A 22402-nucleotide genomic window follows, 5' to 3' on the forward strand; every position below is an offset into this window, starting at 1 on the left:
GAAATTGATAGGAGGGAAAACAGTGGAACAGGAAGGAAAGAGACGTTTGCTGGCGCTGGTGCTGTCTGGCGCACTGCTGGTGAGCAGTACACCGTTGGCCTTGGCGGCAGATCCAACCACATATAAAGATATGCCGGATGACTGGTCGCGGCCGGCCTTGGAAGAGGCAGTGGAGAATGGGCTGCTGCAGGGGAATGGAGGATATCTGGACCCTGCGGGTGTGCTGAGCCGGGCACAGATGGCCACCATTTTGGTGCGGGCCTTTGGTGCGACCCAGAGTGCGGACCTGTCCGCCTACAGCGATGTGGAGGAGCAGGCATGGTATTATGAGGACTTTTCCCGGGCGGTAGCCATGGGGCTGTTCCAGGGCTCAAATGGCAAGCTCTCGCCCGAGGCACCGATCACCCGGCAGGAGGCCTTTGTGGTGCTGGCCCGCGCCTTTGGGCTGAAGGCGAACAGCACCGGGTCCTATTTTGTGTTTTCGGATGCAACGGAGGTTGCCGCCTGGGCAGCGGAGCCTGTGGCGGCCATGGTAGAGGCCGGCTATGTTCAGGGAACGGCCGGTAAGCTCAATCCCACCGACACCATTACCCGTGCGGAATTTGCGCAGGTGATGAGCAATCTGGTATCCGAGTACGATCAGGCGGCTGGAACGGTGGAGGGTAATGTGGTGCTGCGCAGCAGCGGCACCCTGACCGGGACAGTGATCCAGGGGGATCTGATCGTAGCCGAGGGAGCGGGCGAAGTAACCTTGGACGGTGTGCGTGTGCAGGGACGTATCCTGGTACGCGGCGGCACTGCCGTTACGCTGCAGAATGAGACGTCGGCTGCTACGATCCTCCTGAATGGCGCGGGTGCCGGACTGACGGTGGGCCGAGGCTGTACGGTTGAGACCATCACTGTGGCGAAAGAAGTTCAAAATGCTGCCATCCAGGTGGATGGCACGGTGGAGCAGATTACCACAGCGGCCTCCGGTACGGCTGTGACCGGAAACGGCAGCGTAACGTACGTACAGGTGCAGGCAGGTGCGGAGGGCGTGACGGTGTCCACAGAGGAAACCAGGATCACCGTGGCCCAGGACGCCGGCTATGTCAAGACCCCCTCCGGCACGGTGCGGCCTGGTTTTTCGGGCAACTCCACCCAGGAGGAAGAGGAGCCGGAGGAACCGACGCCGGAGGTGGCCACGGACCGGATCTACAATGGCCTGGTAACCGCTCCCATTCTGATGGACGCCTCCTATGCAGCCTCTCAGGAGGACACCTATGCCCAGCGGACCTATACCCAGATCGCCCGTGCGGTGGGGGATCTGCGGCAGGATATTGCTATGGTCACCGGCGCCATCGACGATCAACAGATCCAGCAGCTGTTTGTGGATGACGATGCTGCGCGGGACGCCCGGCTGGCAGCGGCCGAGGCCAGCAAAGTCCCGGCACTGGTTACCGATCCTGCCAAAATGCAGGCTGATTACGCCATCATCGTGGGCGCCATCGATGATAGCCCGCTCATCCAGGGGTTGATGGCCGACGGTAAGCTGGACGAGGCTCAGTCCATCCAGGGGAAATGGGAAGCCTATGTGATCAAAGAGGTGGAGCAGCCTCTGCCCGGAGTGGACAAAGGGCTGGTCATTGCCGGCAGCGATGCCCGGGGCACCATTTACGGCATTTATACCATTTCCGAAGAAATTGGTGTCTCCCCCTTCTACTGGTACAGCGATGTTCCGGTGGAGGTCCAGGAGGAAATTGATGTAGATTACACCACGGCATTGGTGGACGACGGGCCGGACGTCAAGTACCGCGGCATTTTTATCAACGACGAAGAGCACGCCATGGATTGGGCGGCGGCCAAATTCCCCACGGAGAACGGCACGCCTGACGTCAACTATTACCGGCATGTATATGAGATGCTGCTGCGCCTCAAGGCAGACACCCTCTGGCCGGCTATGCATGAGGGGACGCAGTCTTTCAATGTGGCGCTGGATGAGGATGGCATTCCCATCAACGCCAAGGAGGCGGCCAAATACGGCATCATCATGGGCAATTCCCACTGCGAGATCCTGCTGCGCACCAACACCGGGGAGTGGAGCCCCTGGATCAACGCCCATAAGGACGCCTACGGCGGGAACACGGCTTACGATTTTACCACCAACGAGCAGGCGCTGCTGGACTACTGGCGGGAGCGGCTGGAGACCAATAAGGACTTTGAAAGCATCCTGACCATCGGAATTCGCGGCGTACACGACGGCGGATTCCAGTGCGCCAACCTGGATAAGTACCCCGGGGCCAACGACTCGGAGAAGAAAGTGGCCATGATGAAGGACGTCATCACCAAGCAGCGGGAGCTTATTGCCCAGGTCTACGGGGAAGAGAACGTACAGAAGGTCCCCCAGGTGCTCATCCCCTATAAAGAGATGAACGACGTATACAATGCCGGCCTGGACGAATTCATGATGTGGGACGGCTCGGAGGACTTCAATGGCGACGGCGTCATCGACTGGCGGGATGACAACACGGATGTGATGCTCATGTGGGCTGAGGACAACCACAACTACCTCCGTCAGACGCCTTCGGCGGAGGAGGCCGGGCGTGCCGGCGGCGCGGGCATCTACTACCACAGCTCCTACTGGGGCAGCCCCAGAAGCTACTTGTGGACCAATGAGATCCAGCTGTCTGTCATGAGCGAACAGATGCACCGGGCCTTCGACACCGGCGCGGACGACTACTGGATCCTCAACGTGGGCGACATCAAGCCCGGCGAGCTGCCCATGGAACTGTTCATGAAGATTGGCTGGGATCCCGAGCACTGGGACGATACGGTGATCCAGTCGGAGTTCCTCAAAGAGCAGGCCATGCGCGACTATCACGTCTCGGAGGAGACGGCAGAGCAGATCGCGGCGGTGATGGACGACTACTACCGCCTGGTAGGCACCAAAAAACCCTATTTCTTCAACACCGGGGACAAGGATGAGCTCCAGTTCAGTGTGACGGCCAACGGTGACGAGGGTATGCGCTTTTTGGAGCAGTGCAACGCAGTGGTGGATGCCCTGGGGCAGGTCTATGAGGCCCTGCCGGAGGACAACAAAACATCCTTCTACCAACTGGCCTATTACAATGCCATGGCGCTGCGGGACGCGGCCGAGGAACACATCTACTTTGAAAAGAATCAGCTCAGCGCCGCACAGGGTCGCTATGGCAGTGCTGCGGTGTATGCCCAGCTGGGCCAGCAGGCGGGCCAGCGCATTGACGACGGTGTGCTGGAGTTCAACGGCCAGAATCAGGACAAGTGGACCGGTATGATCAAGCTGACCCATCCCGGCGGAAACTATGAGCGGATCGCGGAGAGCAAATACGCCTATGCCGCTGCATCGGACGGAGTGGGCGCCAGCTGTGAGAATGCGACTGAAGCGGGCAGCGGTACGCTGCGTTTCCACTCCATGTCGGCAGAGGATACCCGGTTCTTTGACGTATTCGACCGCAATGACCAGGAGGAGCACTGGGTAGCCGAGGCCGATGCCGACTGGGTCATTCTCTCCCGCACCAGCGGGACCACCAGTACGGAACAGCGGGTGCTGGTCAACGTGGACTGGTCCCGTGTGAAGGAGGACTCCAGCGCGGTGATCCGGGTCTACAACGCCGACGAGACCGGTGCCAAGACCGGGGAGCCGGTGGCGGAGTTTACCGTGGAAGCGGTGGTATCCGATCTGTCCTTCGGTACGGAGAAGGGGTACGTGGAGGCCAACGGCTATGTGGCCATCGAGGCCGAGCACTATACCCAGAACCTTCCGGGAGCGGATGGGAGCTACTGGAAGGATGTGGTGTCCAACGGCCAGCACGGCGACACCATGAAGAGTCTGCCCTCCGGCGACCACCATACCGAGGACTGGGACAATACCGCTCAGCTGCACTACAGTGTGTATTTTGAGCAGGCGGGGAGTTATACCCTGACCCTGAACCGCCTGCCTACCCTCAATGAGGGCAGCGTGAACGGTACGGCCCGGAGCATGAATGTGGCCGTGGGCGTGGCCGGCGCTACCCCCACGGTGCTCAAGGGTGCCCGCTCCGCCAGCGGGAGCGCCTGGCAAAATAACGTACTGCGCCAGTATGAGCCGTTGACGTGCCAGATCGAGGTCCAGGCTGGCTGGAACGATATCGTGGTCTACCGCTCCGATTCTGACTTTGTGTTTGACCGCATGGTCATCGAGACGGTGGAGGGGGCTGTGCCCACCTCCCTGATGGGCCCTGTGGAGAGCCCCAATAACATTGCCGCTGCGCCGGCTGCCCAGGTGGGCGCCCTGCCGGAAGAAGCGCTGGACGGTTACCGCGCTCTGCCCGGGGCAACTCTGACCCATGGCGAGACGGTGGAAGTAGCGGTGGATGGACTGACTGCCGCAGTTTCTGCCAATCCCAAGGTGGCACAGGTGATCAAGGTAGAAAATGGTGTGCTCACCCTGAGCGGACTGCGGGCCGGTGTGACCAGCCTGTCGGTCTCCACTACAGAAGGAGACGGCATCCTCCAGGTCCATGTGCAGCCCCGTCCTGATGCGGGCAGCGGCGTGTATCAGGAGCAGGACGGCTTGGTAGTGGTGGATGCAGCCGATGCCATGGCCGATAACCTGTATGCGGCCCGGACCGACAGCAATGACCAGGTCCATGCCTGGCAGTTGGTGGATGGCGGACTGAAAGTCCTGCCTGATCTGAGCGATGACAGCGGCAAGTGGACCACTGGTTCTCTGGCCGCGCTGGAAGGGAAGGCGCCCAGCCTGAGCTATACCGTGGAGATCCACGATGCGGGAACTTATTACCTCTATCTGAATATGAGCAATCCTGATGTGGATGCGGATTCCTATCATGTAGTGGTGGACGGTGTGTTCCGCTATACCGATAACAGCGTGACGCTGGACGGAGTAGAGCGCTGGCGTACCGCCGGTAAGGCCATCCAGCTCAGCCAGGGCGAGCATACCATTACGATTTTTGCCCGGGAGGACGGCTTTGTTATCAACCAGCTGGTGCTCAGCCAGGACGCCAATGCCTCTTTCGAAGGATTCCAGACCCCCAGCCAGAGTGTTGTGCCTGCGCCCCGGATCGTGCTGGACGCCCTGAACGACCAGAGCATGCACTGCGGGGACAGCAGAGCGGTTGCCGTATCGGTCCGTACCACCAATGGTGCGCCGGTGCATTTGGAAGTCCGTTCGGACAACGAAGCGGCGGTGAGCGTCACGGATGTGACGGAGACGGGCTTTACCCTGCAGGCCGGAGAGAGCGCCGGCGCGGCGGAGATCACCGTGACGGCCACTGCCCAGGACTGTGCTGAGGTAGCCGTCCATTTCCAGGTCACCGTCCGTGACATCTCCAACGCCGGACCCTATCTGGAGAAGGACGGACAGGTGGTCATCAACGCGGCTGATGCACTGGAACAGAGCGGTTTTGCCTGGGCCTCTGCCGCCTCCGACGGCCACGACTGGACTGCCCTTGACGCGGGTGTGCAGGTTACGCCCGACAACGGCGGCAAGTGGACCGACGGCAAGTGGGAGAGCCTGAACGGCAAGGCGCCGGCGCTGAACTTCCGGGTGCGGGTGGAGACTGCGGGAGACTACTACCTGTTTGTCAACATGAGCAATCCGGACGCCAACGGCGACTCCTACCATGTGGCGGTGGACGGGGCGTTTGCCTACACCTGCGACACCAGCGGCCGGTTGGACGGTGCGCTGCTCTGGTACCATGAGGACAGGGCGATCCCCCTGGAGGCGGGCGAGCATACCATTACCATTTTCGCCAGGGAGGACGGCTTTGTGCTCAATCAGCTGGTGCTCACCACCAACGCCGATGCGGCTTTTGAAGGGCTTCAGACGCCCAGTGACCGTGGAGAGCCGGATGAGCCGGAGCAGGGAAACGCCTACCAGATGGAGGATGGTGTGGTAGTCATCAATGCCGTGGATGCCATGGGAAACAGCGCCTATGCTTCCCACAGCGATGTGGACGGTTCCGGCGCGTATCCGGATGTGAACTTTGCCTGGGTGACCGTGGATGAGGCCGGGGAGAGTGAGAGTGGCATTCAGCTTACTCCGGTAGCCAACCCCGATAATAAGTTCGAATGGACCAGCAAGGGGGAGACCCGGACACCCAGCGTGACCTACGCGGTGTACGTGGAGCAGGCCGGGGATTATTACCTGAGCTTTTTCTCCAACTCTCCCAATGTGAACACGGATTCGTTCCATTTCGGTGTCAACGGTGTCTATCAGTTTGCCAGTAAGGAAGTCATTACCGACAGCTGGGACGGTACGGAAAAGGACAACTATGGCTCTGCTGTGGGTGAGCGCTGGTTTACCTGCGACAAGCGAACCGTTCATCTGGATGCCGGGGTGAATACCATTACCATCTGGGGACGGGAATCCGGCTTGCTGCTGCGGCAGCTGATGCTCAGCCAGCAGATTCCGGCAGGACTGGATACCCAGTGGCAGACCCCGAGCGCTGTGATTTCTGCTTGACAGTACCATTTCTTACAGTGGAAGGAGCCTGAGCTCCTTCCACTGTTTTTTATAAGCAAAGAAAGCGGATAGAAGAAAAATAGCGTACCAATTCCCTGAAAAGTGTGTTATGATGAATCTATGACAACCATCCCACGGAGGGACTGCCCATGAAAAAACGAAGCGGTAAGCTGCTGTTGGCATCCGGCTTGCTATTATTGCTGACAGGATGTTTTTCTCAGTCGGTGGATGATCTTTACGCCCAGCCAAAGGCGCCGGAGGATTATCTGAAGCTGGATAACAAGATCAGCCAGGTGCTCAACCAGGGAGGCGAATATGCTGCGCCTTTATCTGGGGAATTGACCCAGAAGGTACAGCTGCAGGATCTGGATGGGGACGGGGTACAGGAGGCGATTGCCTTTTTCCGGGTCAGCTCGGAAAACCACCCGCTGAAGATCTACATCTATAAGGAAGTAGGGGACGATTACGAGGTAGCGGCCGTCATCGAGGGAGCGGGTACGGCCATCAATTCGGTCTACTATGAGAATTTGGACGACAGCCCAAGTAAGGAGATCATCGTCAGCTGGCAGATGAGCGATAAGGTCCACTCCCTGGCGGCCTATTCGATCGACCAGTATCAGGTGTTGGAGCTGATGCGGACCGACTATACGGACTTTCAGGTATACGATCTGGACTCCGATGGGCAAAAGGAGATCCTGGTGCTCCAGGCCGATGCGGAGGATGAGGACAAGCGGGCGGAACTGTATAATATGAACGACGGGATTCTGGATCTGGACTCTGTGGCCCACCTCTCCCACAATGTAACGGGACTGGTGGAAGGCGGGGTACAGACCGGGTATCTGCAGGATCAGATCCCGGCGGTGTTTGTGACCTCCACCTATGGGATGAACGGGCATATCACCGACATCTTTGCATGGAAGGGAAATCGGCTGCAGAATATTACTCTGGATGGCAATGGCGATGAGCCGGACGAAAGTAAGAACACCATCCGATGGTATACCAAGGTTTCTGGCACGGATATCAATGGGGACGGGATCCTGGAGCTGCCCGATCCGTATGAGCTGCCCGATCTGGAGAACACGGGTACGGCGGTCAACTTCTGGGCCATCCGCTGGCGGCAGTATGACATCAACGGGAAGGCCCATGCGGTCTACAGCACCTATTATAACGATCGGGACGGCTGGTATTTTATTCTGCCCGACGAGTGGGAAGGGAAGATCGCCGTTTCCCGCAGCGATCTTTCCGGTGGAGGTGAGCGAGGCGTCATCTTCTCCTATTGGGAAGGGGACGAATCGGTGGAGCCCATTCCATTTTTGGTGATTTATAAATTAACGGGAGACAACCGGGTCATGCGGGCCAACCTGCAGGGACGTTTCCTCCTCCCGCCGGAGAACGGAGATGACAGTGACGCACTCTATGCTGCCCGGCTGATTCCGGACAGCTGGGACTGCGGACTGGACGAGGAGGGCGTGAAAGAGCGCTTTGCGCTCATTGCCAGCAGCTGGAGCGACGGAATATAAGTGTGTAGGAGGAAACGCACATGAAGAAGGTACTCGTACTGGAAGACGAGGCAAATATCCGCAGCTTTGTGGTCATCAATTTGAAACGAGCCGGGTACGAGGCCATTGAAGCCGAGACCGGTGAGCAGGCACTTGCCCAGCTCAAGCGCAATCCGGATATCAAGGTGGCGCTGCTGGATATCATGCTGCCTGATATGGATGGATTTGAGGTCTGCCGCCGCATCCGGGCGGGAGATAACAACATCGGCATCATCATGCTTACCGCCCGTACCCAGGAGATGGACAAGGTCACGGGGCTGATGACCGGAGCAGACGACTATGTGACCAAGCCCTTTTCACCGGCAGAGCTGACAGCACGCATCGACGCCCTCTACCGGCGCACCGGCGGGAGCGAGGTGGTGGACACCGGGGAGATCAGCCAGCCGCCGTTCCTGCTCAATACCCGCAACCGCACACTGGAGAAGAATGGCCAGCGGGTCAAGCTTACCCAGGTGGAATATTCTATCATGAAACTCTTTATGGATAACCCCGGCAAGGCGCTCTCCAGAGAGGAAATCCTGGACTCTGTCTGGGGTCGGGACTATTTTGGCGAGCTGAAGATCGTGGATGTGAACATCCGCCGTCTGCGCATCAAGATCGAGGACGACCCCACCAATCCCACGTTTATTACTACGGTGTGGGGCTATGGTTACAAGTGGGGATTTTGACGGCCTGCGGGCTATAATTGACCCAGGTGGTGAACGCAAGGCATATGAAAAAGATCACAGGCATCCGGAAACGATGGCTGGTAAATTCCATCAGTGTGGTGCTGTTTGTTATTTTGCTGGCGGTATCGGCTTTCTCGGCCGCCATGGGGAGCTATTACTATTCCACCATGAGCGACTCTCTCAAACAGAAGGCCAGAAACGCCGTGGACAGTTTCAGTGTCTACGGCACGGAAAAAACCTATTATGAATATGCTCGCACCGTAGTGGCGGGAGACCAGTCCAGCGACAAGCTGGAGGTAGAATTTCTGGATGCCAGAGGGCAGATCCGTTATTCCAGCTCAGACCTGACTGCCTTTCGCTCCCCCGGTACGCCGGATATTGCTGAGGCGCTCAGCCAGGGGGTAGCCAAGGTGTGGACGGGTTCCGATCCCAGCACCGGAGAACATATTATGGCGGCCTCCTGCCCCCTCATCATCAACGGCAAGGTGGTTGGGGCCATGCGGTATGTCACCTCTCTGCGCAATGTGGACCGGCAGATCGTCATCGTGGTGATCATTGCACTGGGGATCGGCATGGGCATCCTGTGCATGGTGTATTTCTCCAATCTCTATTTTATCCGCTCCATTGTAGACCCGGTGGCCAGCATCACGGATACGGCCAAGCGCATTTCCGCAGGCGCCTACGGAGTACAGATCGAAAAACGGTTTGACGATGAGATCGGCGATCTTACCGATGCGATCAATGACATGTCGCTGAAGATCAACCAAAGCGAAAAAATGAAAAATGAGTTTATTTCCTCGGTTTCCCACGAGCTGCGCACACCTCTAACGGCCATCAACGGCTGGGCGGAGACCATCATGAACGGCGAAGTGCGGGACAGCTCCGACGTGAAGAAAGGAATGGGCATCATCGTCTCCGAAGCCCGCCGGTTGACCAACATGGTGGAGGAGCTGCTGGAATTCTCGCGTATCCAGGACGGCCGCTTTACCCTGTCGGTGGAGCCAATGGATATCAAGGCGGAGCTGGAGGATGCGGTGTACACCTACCGGGAGTTTTTCCGCCGGGAGGGAATTGAACTCAACTACTATGACTGCGAGGAGGAATTCCCACCCATCGCTGGAGACCCGGAGCGGCTGCGGCAGGTGTTCTGCAATCTGCTGGATAACGCGGCCAAGCACGGCGGCTCGGGTAAGCGGATCGATACCTCCATCGCCCGGGAGGAGGACCAGGTAGTCATCATTATCCGGGACTATGGCCCAGGTATCCCGGAGGAGGAGCTTCCCCACGTCAAGTACAAGTTCTACAAAGGCTCCTCCAAGGCCCGCGGGTCGGGTATTGGCCTGGCGGTATGCGACGAGATCGTTACCCGCCATGAGGGCAGCCTGGAGATCGGCAACGCCGAGGGGGGCGGATGCATCGTTACCCTGCGTCTGCCCATACAGGCGCAGGTGTAATGGAATCGAACAAAAGTTCTAAAAATCAAACCCGCACCCCTTGCAATCGGGGTGCGGGTTTGATACAATATAGGACGAATCAAAACCAATAAGCAAGGAGAACATACACAGCATGTCGAAGGAACAAAAACAGGCCTGTGCAACGCCATATAAGACCATGATCGGCGGGCAGGCACTGATAGAAGGTATCATGATGCTGGGCCCCGAGAAAAAAGCGGTGGTGGTCCGTAAGCCGGATGGCACCCTGGCGGAACAGGTGGAGGACCGGGTGCTCATCAAGGATAAGTATCCTGTGCTTGGCCTGCCGTTTATCCGGGGAATTTTTAATTTTGGTTCCTCTCTGGCCAACGGCGTGAGAGCACTGATGTATTCCGCCTCCTTCTTCCCGGAGGATGAGGAAGAGCCGGAAGAGCCCTCTCGGTTTGAGCGCTGGCTGGACGAGCATTTGGGCAGTGAGAAGGCCGCATCCTTCTTTGTGACGGTGGCGGTGGTGCTGGGCATGCTGTTCTCCGTGGCACTGTTTATTCTGCTGCCCACTGCTCTGGCAGGTCTGGTGGGAGTGTTTGTTTCCCTGCCCATGTGGGGGCGCAATCTGCTGGAAGGCGTGGTCCGGGTAGTTATCTTTGCCGGATATCTGATCCTCTGTTCGCATATGAAGGACATTCGGCGCGTCTTTCAATACCATGGAGCGGAGCACAAGACCATTTTCTGTTACGAGCATGGTCTCCCGCTGACGGTAGAGAATGTACGCAAGCAGCCCCGTCATCACCCGCGCTGCGGCACCAGTTTCCTGTTTGTGGTCATTGTGGTGAGCATCCTGCTCTCCAGCGTGGTGTTTACTTATGTGGATGTGACCAATACCTTTGCACGTATGGGACTGCACCTGCTGCTGTTGCCTGTCATTGTAGCCCTAACCTATGAATTCAACCGCCTGGTGGGGCGGTACGATAACTGGTTTACCCGCCTGATGACTGCGCCCGGCATGTGGATGCAGAATTGGACTACGTTTGAGCCGGATGACTCTATGATCGAGGTAGGCATCCGGGCGTTCCAACTGGTGCTGCCGGAGGAAAAGGGCAAGGACCAGTGGTAATGAGAAGAAGAGAAGAGGAGTGCTTCCCCGCATGACGACTACCTACAACAACCTCTACCTGGATGCCAGGAAGCAGCTGCGGACTGCCGGTGTGGAAAGCGCTGCGCTGGAGGCTAGGGAGCTGCTGTGCTGCGCGGCGGGAAAGAGTCGGGAGCAGTTTTACCGGGATATGGCCCTGTATGCCTCTGATCAGGTGGAGCGGACACTGGCAGAGCTGGTGGAGCGCCGCCTGGCGGGCGAGCCGGTGGCCTATATCATCGGTGAGTGGGAGTTTTATGGCCTGCCTATCACCGTATCGCCGGATGTGCTTATCCCCCGTATGGACACCGAAGTATTGGCGGAACGGGCCATTTTGTTGGCCCGTGCGGCGGGGGCAGGGGCCCGGGTGCTGGATCTGTGTGCCGGCAGCGGCTGTGTGGGGCTGGCAGTGGCTGCGAATGTGCCCGACTGCCGGGTAGTGCTGGCCGATCTGAGTGAGGCAGCGCTGAAGATCTGCAAGCAGAACGTACGCCGCAACGATCTCAACGCCCGTGTCACCTGCGTCCAGGCGGACGCCATGGCAGATCCGTTGCCTGCCCTGTGGGATTTTGACGTGATTGCCTGCAATCCTCCCTACATCCCTTCCGATGACATCTCCGGGTTGGATGTATGCGTACGGGACTATGAGCCCCGCTCTGCCCTGGACGGCGGAGCAGATGGGCTGGACTTTTATCGGGCCATCGCTGCCCGTTGGGGCAGCGCCCTGCGGTTGGGCGGTTCCTTGCTGTTCGAGGTGGGGATCGGGCAGGCTCCCGATGTGGAGGACATCCTGGTTCGCAACCGATTTGAACAAATACAGACCACTGCTGACACCCAGGGGATCTGGCGTGTGGTGGAAGGGGTCATGAATGCATAAGAGCGGGGCCCAGGGCACCGCCGGGAAAGGATGAGCGAGAGATATGGCAGATAAGAAAAAGGCGGCGGTAGAGAGCGCGTCGCCCGCTTCCGATAAGAAAAAGGCGCTGGAGACAGCCATGGCCCAGATCGAAAAGGCCTATGGCAAGGGCTCTATCATGCGCTTGGGGGACAATACCGGCATCGTGGTGGAGGCCATTCCCACCGGCTCGCTGTCTCTGGACCTGGCGTTGGGGATCGGCGGTGTGCCCAAGGGGCGTATTGTGGAGATCTATGGCCCGGAATCCTCCGGTAAGACCACTCTGGCCCTGCACATTGTGGCTGAGGCGCAGAAGCGGGGGGGAGAGGTGGCCTTCATCGACGCTGAGCACGCTCTGGACCCCTATTATGCCAGAGCCTTGGGGGTAGACATTGACTCCATGCTCATCTCCCAGCCCGATACCGGCGAGCAGGGGCTGGAGATCTGTGAGGCGCTGGTGCGCTCTGGCGCTATCGATGTGGTAGTGGTAGACTCGGTGGCGGCGCTCACGCCCCGGGCGGAGATCGAGGGCGACATGGGCGACTCCCATGTAGGTTTGCTGGCCCGCCTGATGAGTCAGGCGCTGCGTAAGCTGGCCGGCTCTATTGCAAAGACCAACTGCGTGGTCATCTTTATCAACCAGCTGCGGGAAAAGGTGGGGGTCATGTACGGCAACCCGGAAGTCACTACCGGTGGCCGTGCCCTGAAGTTCTATGCCTCGGTGCGTATCGATGTGCGGCGTATTGAGTCGCTGAAGAACGGCTCCGAGATCATCGGCAACCGCACCCGGGCCAAGGTAGTGAAGAACAAGGTCTCTCCGCCCTTTAAGGAAGCGGAGTTTGACATCATGTATGGTGAGGGCATCTCCAAGGTGGGTGAGATCCTGGATCTGGCGGTCAAGCTGGACTTGGTGCAGAAGTCGGGCTCCTGGTTCGCCATGGGGGAGACTCGCCTGGGCCAGGGTCGGGACGCCGCCAAGCAGTACCTGAAGGATAACCCTCAGGTGTGCGACCAGTTGGAGGCCGACATTCGGAAAAACGCCTATAAGCTGATGAGCAGCCAGGCCCGTGCCGCGGCCAAAGCCGCCGGCCGGGCGGTGGATGTATCTGCCGACGATTTTGAGGATGCGGATCAGTAAGCTGCTCCCCTCCCAGCGGGTGGAGGGCCGGTGGCTGTGTCATATGGAGGACGGTACCATCCTGCGGGTGGGAGAGGGCGAGGTAGCGGCCTTTGGCCTGTATTCCGGCCGGGAGCTGGATGATGCCGCGCTGGACGCACTGAATGCCGCTGCCCGTGTCGGTCAGGTGCGGGAACGGGCGCTGGAGTTGCTGGCGGCCCGTCCGCTGTCCCGAAAGGAACTGGTGGATAAACTCACTGCCCAGCCCAGGAACCGGGAGAAGGAGCCACTGGCCGACCGGGAGATTGCCGAACAGGTGGCCGACCGGCTGGAGGAACTGGGATATCTGGATGACGGAGCCTACGGGCAGCTGGTGGCCCGCCATTATGCCGACAAAGGATACGGCCCGGCCCGCATCAGAGAAGAGCTATACCGCCGGGGCGTGCCCCGGGAGGTATGGGATCAGGCGCTGGAGGAGCTGGAAGGCACAGCAGCAGCCATCGATGCCTTTTTGGAGAAAAAGCTTCGTGGGGCGGATCTCACAGACCCCAGGAGCTATAAACGAGCTGCCGATGCCCTGGCACGCCGGGGGTTCCGGTGGGAGGACATCCGAGACGGCCTGCGCCGCTACGGTGCAGAGACAGGGGAGGAATAACGCATGCAGACCTGCCAGGCCCTTTTGACCCGCCGCAGTATCCGCCGCTATAAGAGTGACCCCATCCCTGAGCAAGAATTGCGGGAGATCCTGGAGGCTGGGCTCGCAGCTCCGTCGGCGATCAATTTGCAGCACTGGTATTTCGTGGCGGTCCAGGACCCGGCGGCTCTGGAGGAGGTCCGCCAGATCATGGGCGGGGTGGTAGAAAAATTTACTCCGGTGCTCCAGGAGCGTTTTGCCCGAAACCCCGAACAGGTGGGCATTACCAACCGCTTTTTGTCCACCCTGGGAGGCGCTCCGGTGTGTATTCTGGTGTTCCTGCTCAAGCCGGACTATCCAGACCGGGACGGGGCCATGCAGAGCGTGTCGGCCGCTATTGAAAATATACTGTTGGCTGCCTGGGACAAGGGAATTGGTTCCTGCTGGCTGTCTGCCCCCCAGCGCATGGGGTTTGGACCGGCCTTTCAGAGCCGCTTCGCTCCCGACAAGGGGGAGTTTGTGGCGGCCATTACCCTGGGCTATCCCGACCAACAGCCCAAGATGCCGCCCCGGCGGGATGGCCGCTACACCATCGTGTAAGGAGAGGGAAGCTGTGAGGGGGAAGAAGCTCTCATTCAACAAGCTCATCCTACTCACGATGGTGGGGCTGGTTCTTGCGATGCTGCTGTGGCGGTTTAGCCCAGGGCCGGAGTGGCTGGCAAAGCGCACGGCGCTGCGCTATGCCGGACAGCATGCGCCGGAGTTCAGCTGCCATATAAGCGCCGTGGATGTGGGACAGATGGATCGTGGCTTCTGGATTGTATCCATGTTTCGGGCGGAAGACGGAACCCAGCAGGGTCCGGCACTCCGTCTGGAGATCCACAGTGCGGTCTTTCCCACTGAGGTGACCGCGGCCGACTGGTGGGCCGTGGAAGAAATGGACTGGCCGGACTATGAACTGCCTGTCCCGGGATAATATACTGAAAATTGGAGCGATAATCATGCCATATAAAGTAGCGTTTGTCTCCCTTGGCTGTGCCAAGAACCTGGTGAATACCGAGCAGATGATGGCCCTGGTAAAAGCCGCCGGACATACCGTCACCGCCGACGCGGAGGGGGCGGATGTGGCGGTGCTCAATACCTGCGGCTTTATCGATTCGGCTAAGAGCGAGGCGATCCAGAATATCCTGGAGCTGGCGGCGCTCAAGCAGGCCGGAAAGCTGGGGAAGCTGCTGGTGGCCGGCTGCCTGTCTCAGCGCTATCAGAACGAACTGATGCAGGAGATGCCCGAGGTGGACGGTGTGCTGGGGACGGGCAGCTATACCGAGATCGTCTCGGCTCTGGAGGAAGTGATCTCGGGCGGCACCCCCCGCCGCTTCGGCGACATCGACCATACGGAGGAGGACGGCGAGCGCCTGGTGTCCACGCCGCCCTATACCGCCTATCTGAAGATCGCCGAGGGCTGCGACAACCGCTGCTCCTATTGCATCATCCCCTATCTGCGGGGCCGCTACCGCAGCCGGACCATGGAGTCCCTGCTGGCTGAAGCACGGCAGCTGGCCGACAGCGGTGTGCAGGAGCTTATCGTCATTGCCCAGGACATTACCCGCTATGGTACCGACCTGTATGGCCGCCGGCGGTTGGGGGACTTGTTGACTGAGCTGTGTAAACTGCCCTTCCACTGGGTGCGGCTGCACTATCTCTATCCCGACGAGGTGGATGACGCGCTCATCGACGTCATTGCCCGGGAGCATAAGATCCTCAACTACATCGATATTCCGCTCCAGCACATCAACGACGGTATCCTAAAGGCCATGAACCGTCGCTCCACCAAGGCGGAGATTATTGCTCTGCTCCAGAAGCTGCGTGAGCGGCTGCCTGGCCTGGTGCTGCGCACCTCCCTCATCTGTGGTTTGCCCGGCGAGGGAGAGGCGGAATTTGAAGAGCTGTGCGACTTCCTGCGGGAGAGCGGTATTGAGCGGGCGGGCATTTTCCAGTTCTCCCCCGAGGAGGGAACGCCTGCCGCCACCATGCCCAATCAGGTGGACCCGGATACGGCTGCCCGCCGGGTGGAGCTGCTGGTGGATCTGCAGTCCCGGGTCATGGACGCTTTCAATGAAAGCCGTCTGGGCGGCACGCTGGAAGTGCTCTGCGAGGGCTTTGATCCGGAGATGGGCTGCTATGTGGGGCGCTCCTATGCCGACTCCCCTGATGTGGACGGCAAGGTGTTCTTCACCGCCGGCGGCCTGGTGAGCGCCGGCAGCTTTGTAAACGTGCACATTACCGGCACCAGCGACGGCGATCTGACCGGCGAGATAGAGGAGTGAAGCAGCGTTGAATACGGCCAATAAACTCACCATGCTGCGGGTGATCCTGATTCCCGTGTTTCTGCTGGTGCTCTATTTGCAGTTTCCCTTTCACATGCTTTTTGCACTGGCCATTTTTATCCTGGCCAGTGTGACCGATTTTATTGATGGATATGTGGCCCGGCATTACAACCAGGTCACCGATTTTGGCAAGTTCATGGACCCGCTGGCCGACAAGGTGCTGGTCATGGCGGCGTTGCTGTGGCTGGTGGAGGTGGGGCGCATCCCCGCCTGGGCGCTGCTTATCGTCATTGTACGGGAGTTTGCCGTGACGGCTCTGCGCCTCATCGCTGTGGAGCGGGGGCGGGTCATTGCCGCGGCCTGGTCGGGAAAGGTCAAGACGGCTTCCACCATGGTGTGCATCTGCCTGATGCTGCTCTTTACCAACCCTGGGTTGGATCTGGTGTGCGTCCTGCTTATCCTGATCACCACGGTCTATTCCGGAGTGGAATATTTCATCAAGAACAAGGATGTCATAGACTGGGCCAATATGTAAAAAACAGCGGGACCATGTTGGTCCCACTGTTTTTTTGGTGTTAGTTCCAGAGCCTGCGCAGAAGGTTGAAAAGGCTGTGAAGCTTTCCAACGGGGAGTTCTCCGTCATCCAATGGAACTCTGGTCCCAAAGGGAGTTTCCCCCTCCACCACATAGCAGGGAGTCCCCAGGTCCTGGATTCTGCGGGCGATGGAGCAGGCATCTGCTTTGCTCTTTCCCGTATAGACGATCATTGGCATGGAAGCGGCTTTGCGCAGGCAGGGGAGAACGAATTCCAGCGAGACGTTGAGATCCGTAGCCAGGAAGGCGGCGGTGTTTTCCAGATCTTCACGTCGACGGGCGCGGCCGTACACCACGACGGAAAAGCAGGCCTCTTCCGCTGGGGTAGAGGGCATCGTACCGCTGGGAGAGGAAATCGGATCCATGTTTTGTCTCCTTTCGTATATTGATGTTATACCCATTATACCACGGGAAAGCACCGGGCACAAACTTGACACAGGGACAGGAACGTGGTAGTATACTGAAGCAGTTGAATAACGTGAAGATCGGAAAGAGTAACCAGCGAGTACCTGACAGAGAGGGCGCGTCACCGGCTGAAAGCGGGCCTGGGGGGTAACTGGTGAAGGTGCGTCCGGGAGCGTGTGGGATGTGGAAGCCCTCCGGCTGGCCCCGTTACCGGCCATCGAGTAAGAAATGAGAGTGGAACCGCGATTGTATCGCCTCTTATGCCCCTTTGGGCGTAAGAGGCGTTTGTTTTTTCCGGGAGGTGTTCGAACTGACGCGTCTAGGTGAGACCCTGCGGGCCTATCAGGCCCGCGATCCAGCGGCCAGGAGCCGGCTGGAGATTTTTCTGTTGTATCCGGGCGTGCATGCGGTGCTGTACCACCGCGTGGCCCATTTTCTGTACCGGCACAGGCTGTTTTTTCTGGCCCGGCTGGTGAGCCAGTGGAGCCGATGCTGGACGGGGATCGAGATCCACCCCGGCGCCAAGATCGGCCGGCGGCTGGTCATTGACCACGGTATGGGCATCGTCATCGGTGAGACTGCCGAGATAGGGGACGACTGCCTGCTTTACCATGGAGTTACCCTTGGAGGTACTGGTAAGGACCATGGCAAGCGCCATCCCACACTGGGGAACAATGTAATGGTCTCAGCCGGCGCCAAGGTGCTGGGTCCCTTCCAGGTGGGGGATAATTCCCGCATCGCGGCCAACGCTGTGGTGCTGCGGGAGATCCCGCCCAACGCCACGGCGGTGGGTGTGCCCGCCCGGGTGGTGCGCATCGGCGGGGAAAAGGTGGACTATGCCGGGCAGGTGGATCAGATTCACGTGACCGACCCGGTACAGAAGGAACTGCAGGCATTGAGCTCCCGGCTGGAATGGCTGGAACAAATGATGGATGAACAGGCAAGGAGTAAGAATCTATGAAAATCTACAATTCCGCGACCCATAAGAAAGAAGAGTTTGTCCCCTACGAGCCCGGTAAAGTATCCATGTATACCTGCGGGCCCACCGTGTATCACTTTGCACACATCGGCAATCTGCGCAGCTATATCATGGAGGATGTGCTGGAGAAATTCCTGCGCTACGACGGCTATGATGTGAAGCGGGTGATGAACATCACCGACGTGGGCCACCTGGCCTCTGACGCGGACACCGGCGAGGACAAGATGGTAAAGGGCGCCAAGCGGGAGCACAAGAGCGTGCTGGAGATCGCCAAGTTCTATACCGACGCTTTCTTCTCCGACTGCAAGAAGCTCAACATCAAATATCCCGATGTGGTACAGCCCGCTACCGGTATGATTGGCGACTATATCAAGGTTATCTCCAAGCTGGTGGATACCGGCTACGCCTATTTTGCCGGCGGCAACGTGTACTTCGATACCTCCAAGCTGGCCAAGTACTACGTGTTTAACGACCACGATGAGGAGGACCTGGCCGTTGGCGTCCGGGAGGGTGTGGAAGAGGACCTGAACAAGCGCAACAAGAACGACTTTGTGCTGTGGTTCACCAAGTCCAAGTTTGAGGACCAGGCCCTCAAGTGGGACTCTCCCTGGGGTGTGGGCTATCCCGGCTGGCATATTGAGTGCTCCTGCATCTCCATGAAGTACAATGGGGAGCACCTGGATATCCACTGCGGCGGCATCGACAACGCCTTCCCTCACCATACCAATGAGATCGCCCAGTCGGAGGCCTATCTGGGCCATCCCTGGTGCAAATACTGGGTGCACATCCACCACCTGAATACCAACAGCGGCAAGATGAGCAAGTCCAGCGGCGAGTTCCTCACCGTCTCCCTGCTGGAGGAGAAGGGCTACGACCCCCTGGTCTACCGGTTCTTCTGCCTGCAGTCCCACTACCGCAAGAGCTTGATTTTCTCCTGGGAGAACCTGGACAACGCCAAGACCGCCTATGAGAAGCTGGTGGGGCGGATTGCCGCGTTGTCCGACGGGCCTGCCCCGGTGGATGAGGAAGCCGTCGCCAAGTATAAGACCGCCTTCATCGAGGCGGTGGGTAACGATCTGAACACCTCGCTGGGTGTCACCGCTGTGTACGATGTGCTCAAGGCGGACGTCAACGACGCCACCAAGCGCGCCCTGATCGGCAGTTTCGACCAGGTGCTGGGACTGGACCTGCTGGAAAAGGCCGCCGCGCTGCGGGAGAAAGCGGCCGCCCCGGTGGAGGGAGCGGAAGAGATTGAGGCCCTCATTGCCCAGCGGCTGGAAGCCAAGAAAGCCAAGGACTGGGCCAAAGCAGACGCCATCCGCGACCAGCTCAAGGCCATGGGCGTGGAGATCAAAGACAGCAAAGAAGGCACCACCTGGACACGGGTGTAACGCGCCGGAACCGATAAAAAGAGCGCCCCATGTGGGGCGCTCTTTTTATGCACAGGAAACGGTAAGCTGATAGTGCTCGATGCCGGGCAACAGCTCCAGCAGATTTTCCACCACCGTACACGCCTGCTCCGAGGCCTTGTCCAGCAGACCGTTTTCAATGGCCCGTTCCTCCAGCAGCGCCTTCTGGTCCCGGGTAAAACCGGTATAATCGCTGATCTGGATGGGATTGAAGATGTTGTGGGTCTCGTCAAAGACCTGGATGCTGTCTTCCGGAATCTCGTGGGAGAGAATCTCGGGTTCAGGCAGGGTGATGGCGATGGTGTCGCCCGTGACGCGGACATCCAGCGCACTCAGGTCCACGCCGGCCTTGATGACCGCATCGTAGGAGAGAATAAAGCGCTTGGTGGTGAAGGGGACCTTCCAGCCGTAGAAATCCAGCTGATTTTCATATTGGCCCATGTTGGTGTAGTAATACTCCACGGTGGCCAACTCCTGGATGCCGTTGAGCTGTTGACTGATGAGGTCGGTGGTGATGGTGGGAGCGCTGTTCCGATGGGTCAGCACTGCTCCCAGGAAAAAGGAGAGCCCCAATGCCAGGATCAGGATCAGCAGCCCCAGCAGCTTGCCCCGCAGGCGCAGCCGGCGGCGGGGCTTGGATTCTGAGTCGATGTTGTTTGCCATAGATTCACCTCATGGTTGTCATTCGTTCAGTGCGGTAAGGGCGGACTGAGCCAGCAGGGCCGCCCCCAGGGGGAGGGCAGAGTCGTCGGTGCGGAACTGCGGGCTGTGCCAGCAGGGATTGGTCTGTCCGGGGAAGCCGGAGCCAAGCCAGTAGAAAAAGGCTGGCACATCCTGAGCCAGAATGGCGAAATCCTCCGACCCCATGTCAGGAGCAGGGGCCACAATCCGGTCGGAAGGTACCAGGGCCAGCGCGGCTTTCCGGGCCAGAGCGGTCATGGCGGGAGAATTGACGGTGGCGGGGACGCCGGGCTGGAAGGAGACCTCCGCGCGGCAGCCGTAAGCAGCCGCAACGCCCAGGGCCAGCTCTTTTAGCCGCCGCTGGGCCTTCTGATGGGCCTGCTCCTGATGAAAGCGGATGCTCCCGGTCATGGTGAGAAGATCGGGGACAAAATTGTCCGGTGTGCCGGCGTGAACCGAAAGTACCGAGCACACCAGACTGTTCAGAGGATCGGTGTCCCGGCTGACCACGGTCTGGAGGGCGTTTACCACCGCGGCCCCGGCCACGATAACGTCGGTGCATTTGTGGGGAGAGCCGCCGTGGCCGGCCACACCGTGGAGCACGATGGTAAAGTGGCTCTTGCCCGCCATGATGGGTCCCTCCATCACGGCGATTTGTCCGGCGGGAAGTTCGGGGCGGTTGTGCAGGGCAAAGAGAGCCTGCGGCCGGGCGGGCAGCTTGTCCCACAGACCATGTGCCACCATGGCCGCCGCACCCTGGGTGATCTCCTCAGCGGGTTGGAAGAGAAAGACCACATTTCCAGCCAGAGGTTCCTCATAGTCGCAGAGCAGACGGGCTGCGCCATAGAGCGCAGCGGTGTGAAAGTCATGTCCGCAGGCGTGCATGACCCCCGGTGTCTGGGAACAGGCCCCCGGGTGGGATGGCTCCTGCTGGGCAATGGCGTCAATGTCGGCCCGCAGGGCCACGGTAGGGCCGGGGCGGGTGCCGCGCAGGACGGCAGTGACGCCGGTCTCCATCCCCAATTCCACCAGCTCCAGGCCCAGGGCGGACAAGGTTTCCCGGAGCAGGGCGGTGGTATGCCGTTCCTCAAAGCTCCGCTCGGGGTGGCAGTGGAGCCGATCTTTCAACTTGCGCAGCTCCGGTTCCAGCGCCAGAGCGCGGTCCAGAACAGTCATGGCGGATGCCTCCTTGCCAAATAAAGTAGAAGAGAGTAAAATAAAACAACTACGATGGGAGGGGATGGAATGGAGCGCTATGATCTCTACGACCGGCAGCGCAACCGCTTAGGGCGGACCGCCCTGCGGGGAGAGGCCCCGCCTGCGGGCACCTTCCGGCTGGTGATCCACGTGGCCCTGTTCCATCCGGATGGCCGTCTGCTCATCCAGCAGCGCCAACAGGACACCCACCGTTGGCACGGCCTGTGGGACCTGAGCGCAGGAGGCGGGGTCGTGGCGGGGGAGACCAGTTGGCAGGCCGCCCAACGGGAAACCATGGAGGAGCTGGGCCTTTCCCTGGATCTGAGCGGGGAGCGCCCGGCGCTGAGCGTGAGCTTTCCCAGGGGATTTGACGATATCTATCTGGTAGAGTATCCGGTGGATCTGGCGGCCCTCACCCTTCAGAAGGAGGAGGTCCAGGCGGTCCGGTGGGCCGGGCGGGAGGAGATCCACGCGATGATTGCGGCGGGGACCTTTATCCCGTATCACGGTGGACTCATCGACCTGCTCTTTGGGATGCAGCGGGTCCCGGGCAGTCACCGGAGCCGGATGGGACGATAGGATCAGCCGTGCAGCCCGTCCTCCTGACGCTGCATGTTTTCCACCACGATGTCGTGAATGTCGCCCAGAGAGGCACCGTACTCCAGTACCTTCCAGGGCTCATTGGTGTGGAAATGGATCTTGATCAGATCCTCATCCCCCACCACCAGCAGGCAATCCCCGGCAAAGTGGGCGGTGATGTAATCGTGAATGTCGTCCTCATCTAGATCGTGCCCTTCGATGAGCAGCTGCGTATCAAACCGATATTCCAGCATAATGTGACTCCTTTCGATGCTCTGTTACAAGAGACATTATAGATATACCGCAAAACCA

The 22402-nt window shown here is 59.4% G+C and carries 19 protein-coding genes; 15 read left to right on the forward strand and 4 right to left on the reverse strand.

Annotated elements, in window-relative coordinates; translation table 11 throughout:
• Positions 1-22 precede the first annotated feature (22 nt).
• From WMO45_RS06620 to pgsA, 12 genes are all read left to right on the forward strand, one after another.
• Positions 23-6481, forward strand: coding sequence for a glycosyl hydrolase 115 family protein (locus WMO45_RS06620; RefSeq protein WP_349139779.1), 6459 nt, complete (start codon positions 23-25; stop codon positions 6479-6481).
• 149 nt (positions 6482-6630) lie between these two features.
• Positions 6631-8001: a hypothetical protein gene (locus WMO45_RS06625; protein WP_349139780.1), complete on the forward strand. Its 1371-nt coding sequence runs from the start codon at positions 6631-6633 to the stop codon at positions 7999-8001.
• 20 nt (positions 8002-8021) lie between these two features.
• Positions 8022-8708 carry a response regulator transcription factor gene (locus WMO45_RS06630; RefSeq protein ID WP_349139781.1) on the forward strand — a complete coding sequence of 229 codons (687 nt, stop codon included), beginning with the start codon at positions 8022-8024 and terminating at the stop codon, positions 8706-8708.
• A gap of 44 nt (positions 8709-8752) precedes the next feature.
• Entirely contained in the window at positions 8753-10162 is a 1410-nt protein-coding gene (locus WMO45_RS06635; protein WP_349139782.1) for an ATP-binding protein, read from the forward strand.
• Positions 10163-10274: 112 nt separating this feature from the next.
• The gene (locus tag WMO45_RS06640; RefSeq protein WP_349139783.1) at positions 10275-11255 is read left to right on the forward strand and encodes a DUF1385 domain-containing protein; all 981 of its coding nucleotides are present in this window, start codon (positions 10275-10277) and stop codon (positions 11253-11255) included.
• 31 nt (positions 11256-11286) lie between these two features.
• Positions 11287-12150, forward strand: coding sequence for a peptide chain release factor N(5)-glutamine methyltransferase (gene prmC, locus WMO45_RS06645; protein ID WP_349139784.1), 864 nt, complete (start codon positions 11287-11289; stop codon positions 12148-12150).
• Positions 12151-12193: 43 nt separating this feature from the next.
• A complete protein-coding gene (gene recA / locus WMO45_RS06650; protein ID WP_349139785.1) occupies positions 12194-13306 on the forward strand; it encodes a recombinase RecA in 1113 nt (370 codons plus the stop codon).
• Entirely contained in the window at positions 13293-13940 is a 648-nt protein-coding gene (locus tag WMO45_RS06655) for a regulatory protein RecX (RefSeq protein WP_349139786.1), read from the forward strand. Before recA ends, WMO45_RS06655 begins: the two co-directional genes overlap by 14 nt.
• Positions 13941-13943: 3 nt before the next feature.
• Positions 13944-14519: a nitroreductase family protein gene (locus WMO45_RS06660; RefSeq protein WP_349139788.1), complete on the forward strand. Its 576-nt coding sequence runs from the start codon at positions 13944-13946 to the stop codon at positions 14517-14519.
• 13 nt (positions 14520-14532) lie between these two features.
• Positions 14533-14895: a hypothetical protein gene (locus WMO45_RS06665; RefSeq protein WP_349139790.1), complete on the forward strand. Its 363-nt coding sequence runs from the start codon at positions 14533-14535 to the stop codon at positions 14893-14895.
• Between the two features lie 25 nt (positions 14896-14920).
• Entirely contained in the window at positions 14921-16246 is a 1326-nt protein-coding gene (gene rimO, locus WMO45_RS06670; protein WP_349139791.1) for a 30S ribosomal protein S12 methylthiotransferase RimO, read from the forward strand.
• Positions 16247-16253: 7 nt separating this feature from the next.
• The gene (gene pgsA / locus WMO45_RS06675) at positions 16254-16781 is read left to right on the forward strand and encodes a CDP-diacylglycerol--glycerol-3-phosphate 3-phosphatidyltransferase (RefSeq protein ID WP_349139793.1); all 528 of its coding nucleotides are present in this window, start codon (positions 16254-16256) and stop codon (positions 16779-16781) included.
• Positions 16782-16821: 40 nt separating this feature from the next.
• Here pgsA and WMO45_RS06680 read toward each other — a convergent pair whose 3' ends face one another.
• A complete protein-coding gene (locus tag WMO45_RS06680; RefSeq protein ID WP_349139794.1) occupies positions 16822-17205 on the reverse strand; it encodes a hypothetical protein in 384 nt (127 codons plus the stop codon).
• A 341-nt stretch (positions 17206-17546) separates the two neighbouring features.
• Between WMO45_RS06680 and epsC the strand changes: the two genes are divergently transcribed.
• On the forward strand, positions 17547-18206 hold the full coding sequence (gene epsC / locus WMO45_RS06685; protein WP_435387680.1) for a serine O-acetyltransferase EpsC: 660 nt from the start codon (positions 17547-17549) through the stop codon (positions 18204-18206).
• Positions 18203-19615, forward strand: a complete 1413-nt coding sequence (cysS, locus tag WMO45_RS06690) for a cysteine--tRNA ligase (protein WP_349139795.1) — start codon at positions 18203-18205, stop codon at positions 19613-19615. The genes epsC and cysS overlap by 4 nt, the downstream gene beginning before the upstream one ends.
• Positions 19616-19660: 45 nt before the next feature.
• Here cysS and WMO45_RS06695 read toward each other — a convergent pair whose 3' ends face one another.
• Entirely contained in the window at positions 19661-20296 is a 636-nt protein-coding gene (locus WMO45_RS06695) for a DUF4230 domain-containing protein (RefSeq protein ID WP_349139796.1), read from the reverse strand.
• An 18-nt stretch (positions 20297-20314) separates the two neighbouring features.
• Positions 20315-21490: a M20 family metallopeptidase gene (locus WMO45_RS06700; protein ID WP_349139797.1), complete on the reverse strand. Its 1176-nt coding sequence runs from the start codon at positions 21488-21490 to the stop codon at positions 20315-20317.
• Positions 21491-21559: 69 nt separating this feature from the next.
• Here WMO45_RS06700 and WMO45_RS06705 point away from each other — a divergent pair, with 69 nt between their 5' ends.
• Entirely contained in the window at positions 21560-22090 is a 531-nt protein-coding gene (locus WMO45_RS06705) for an NUDIX hydrolase (protein ID WP_349139798.1), read from the forward strand.
• A 2-nt stretch (positions 22091-22092) separates the two neighbouring features.
• On the opposite strand, the gene WMO45_RS06710 is transcribed toward WMO45_RS06705, so the two are convergent.
• Positions 22093-22344 (reverse strand): kinase to dihydroxyacetone kinase, encoded by a 252-nt coding sequence (locus WMO45_RS06710; protein WP_349139799.1) that lies wholly within the window; start codon positions 22342-22344, stop codon positions 22093-22095.
• Between the last annotated feature and the right edge of the window lie 58 nt (positions 22345-22402).

It is taken from the genome of Flavonifractor hominis (assembly GCF_040095835.1).
GTDB lineage: Bacteria > Bacillota > Clostridia > Oscillospirales > Oscillospiraceae > Flavonifractor > Flavonifractor hominis.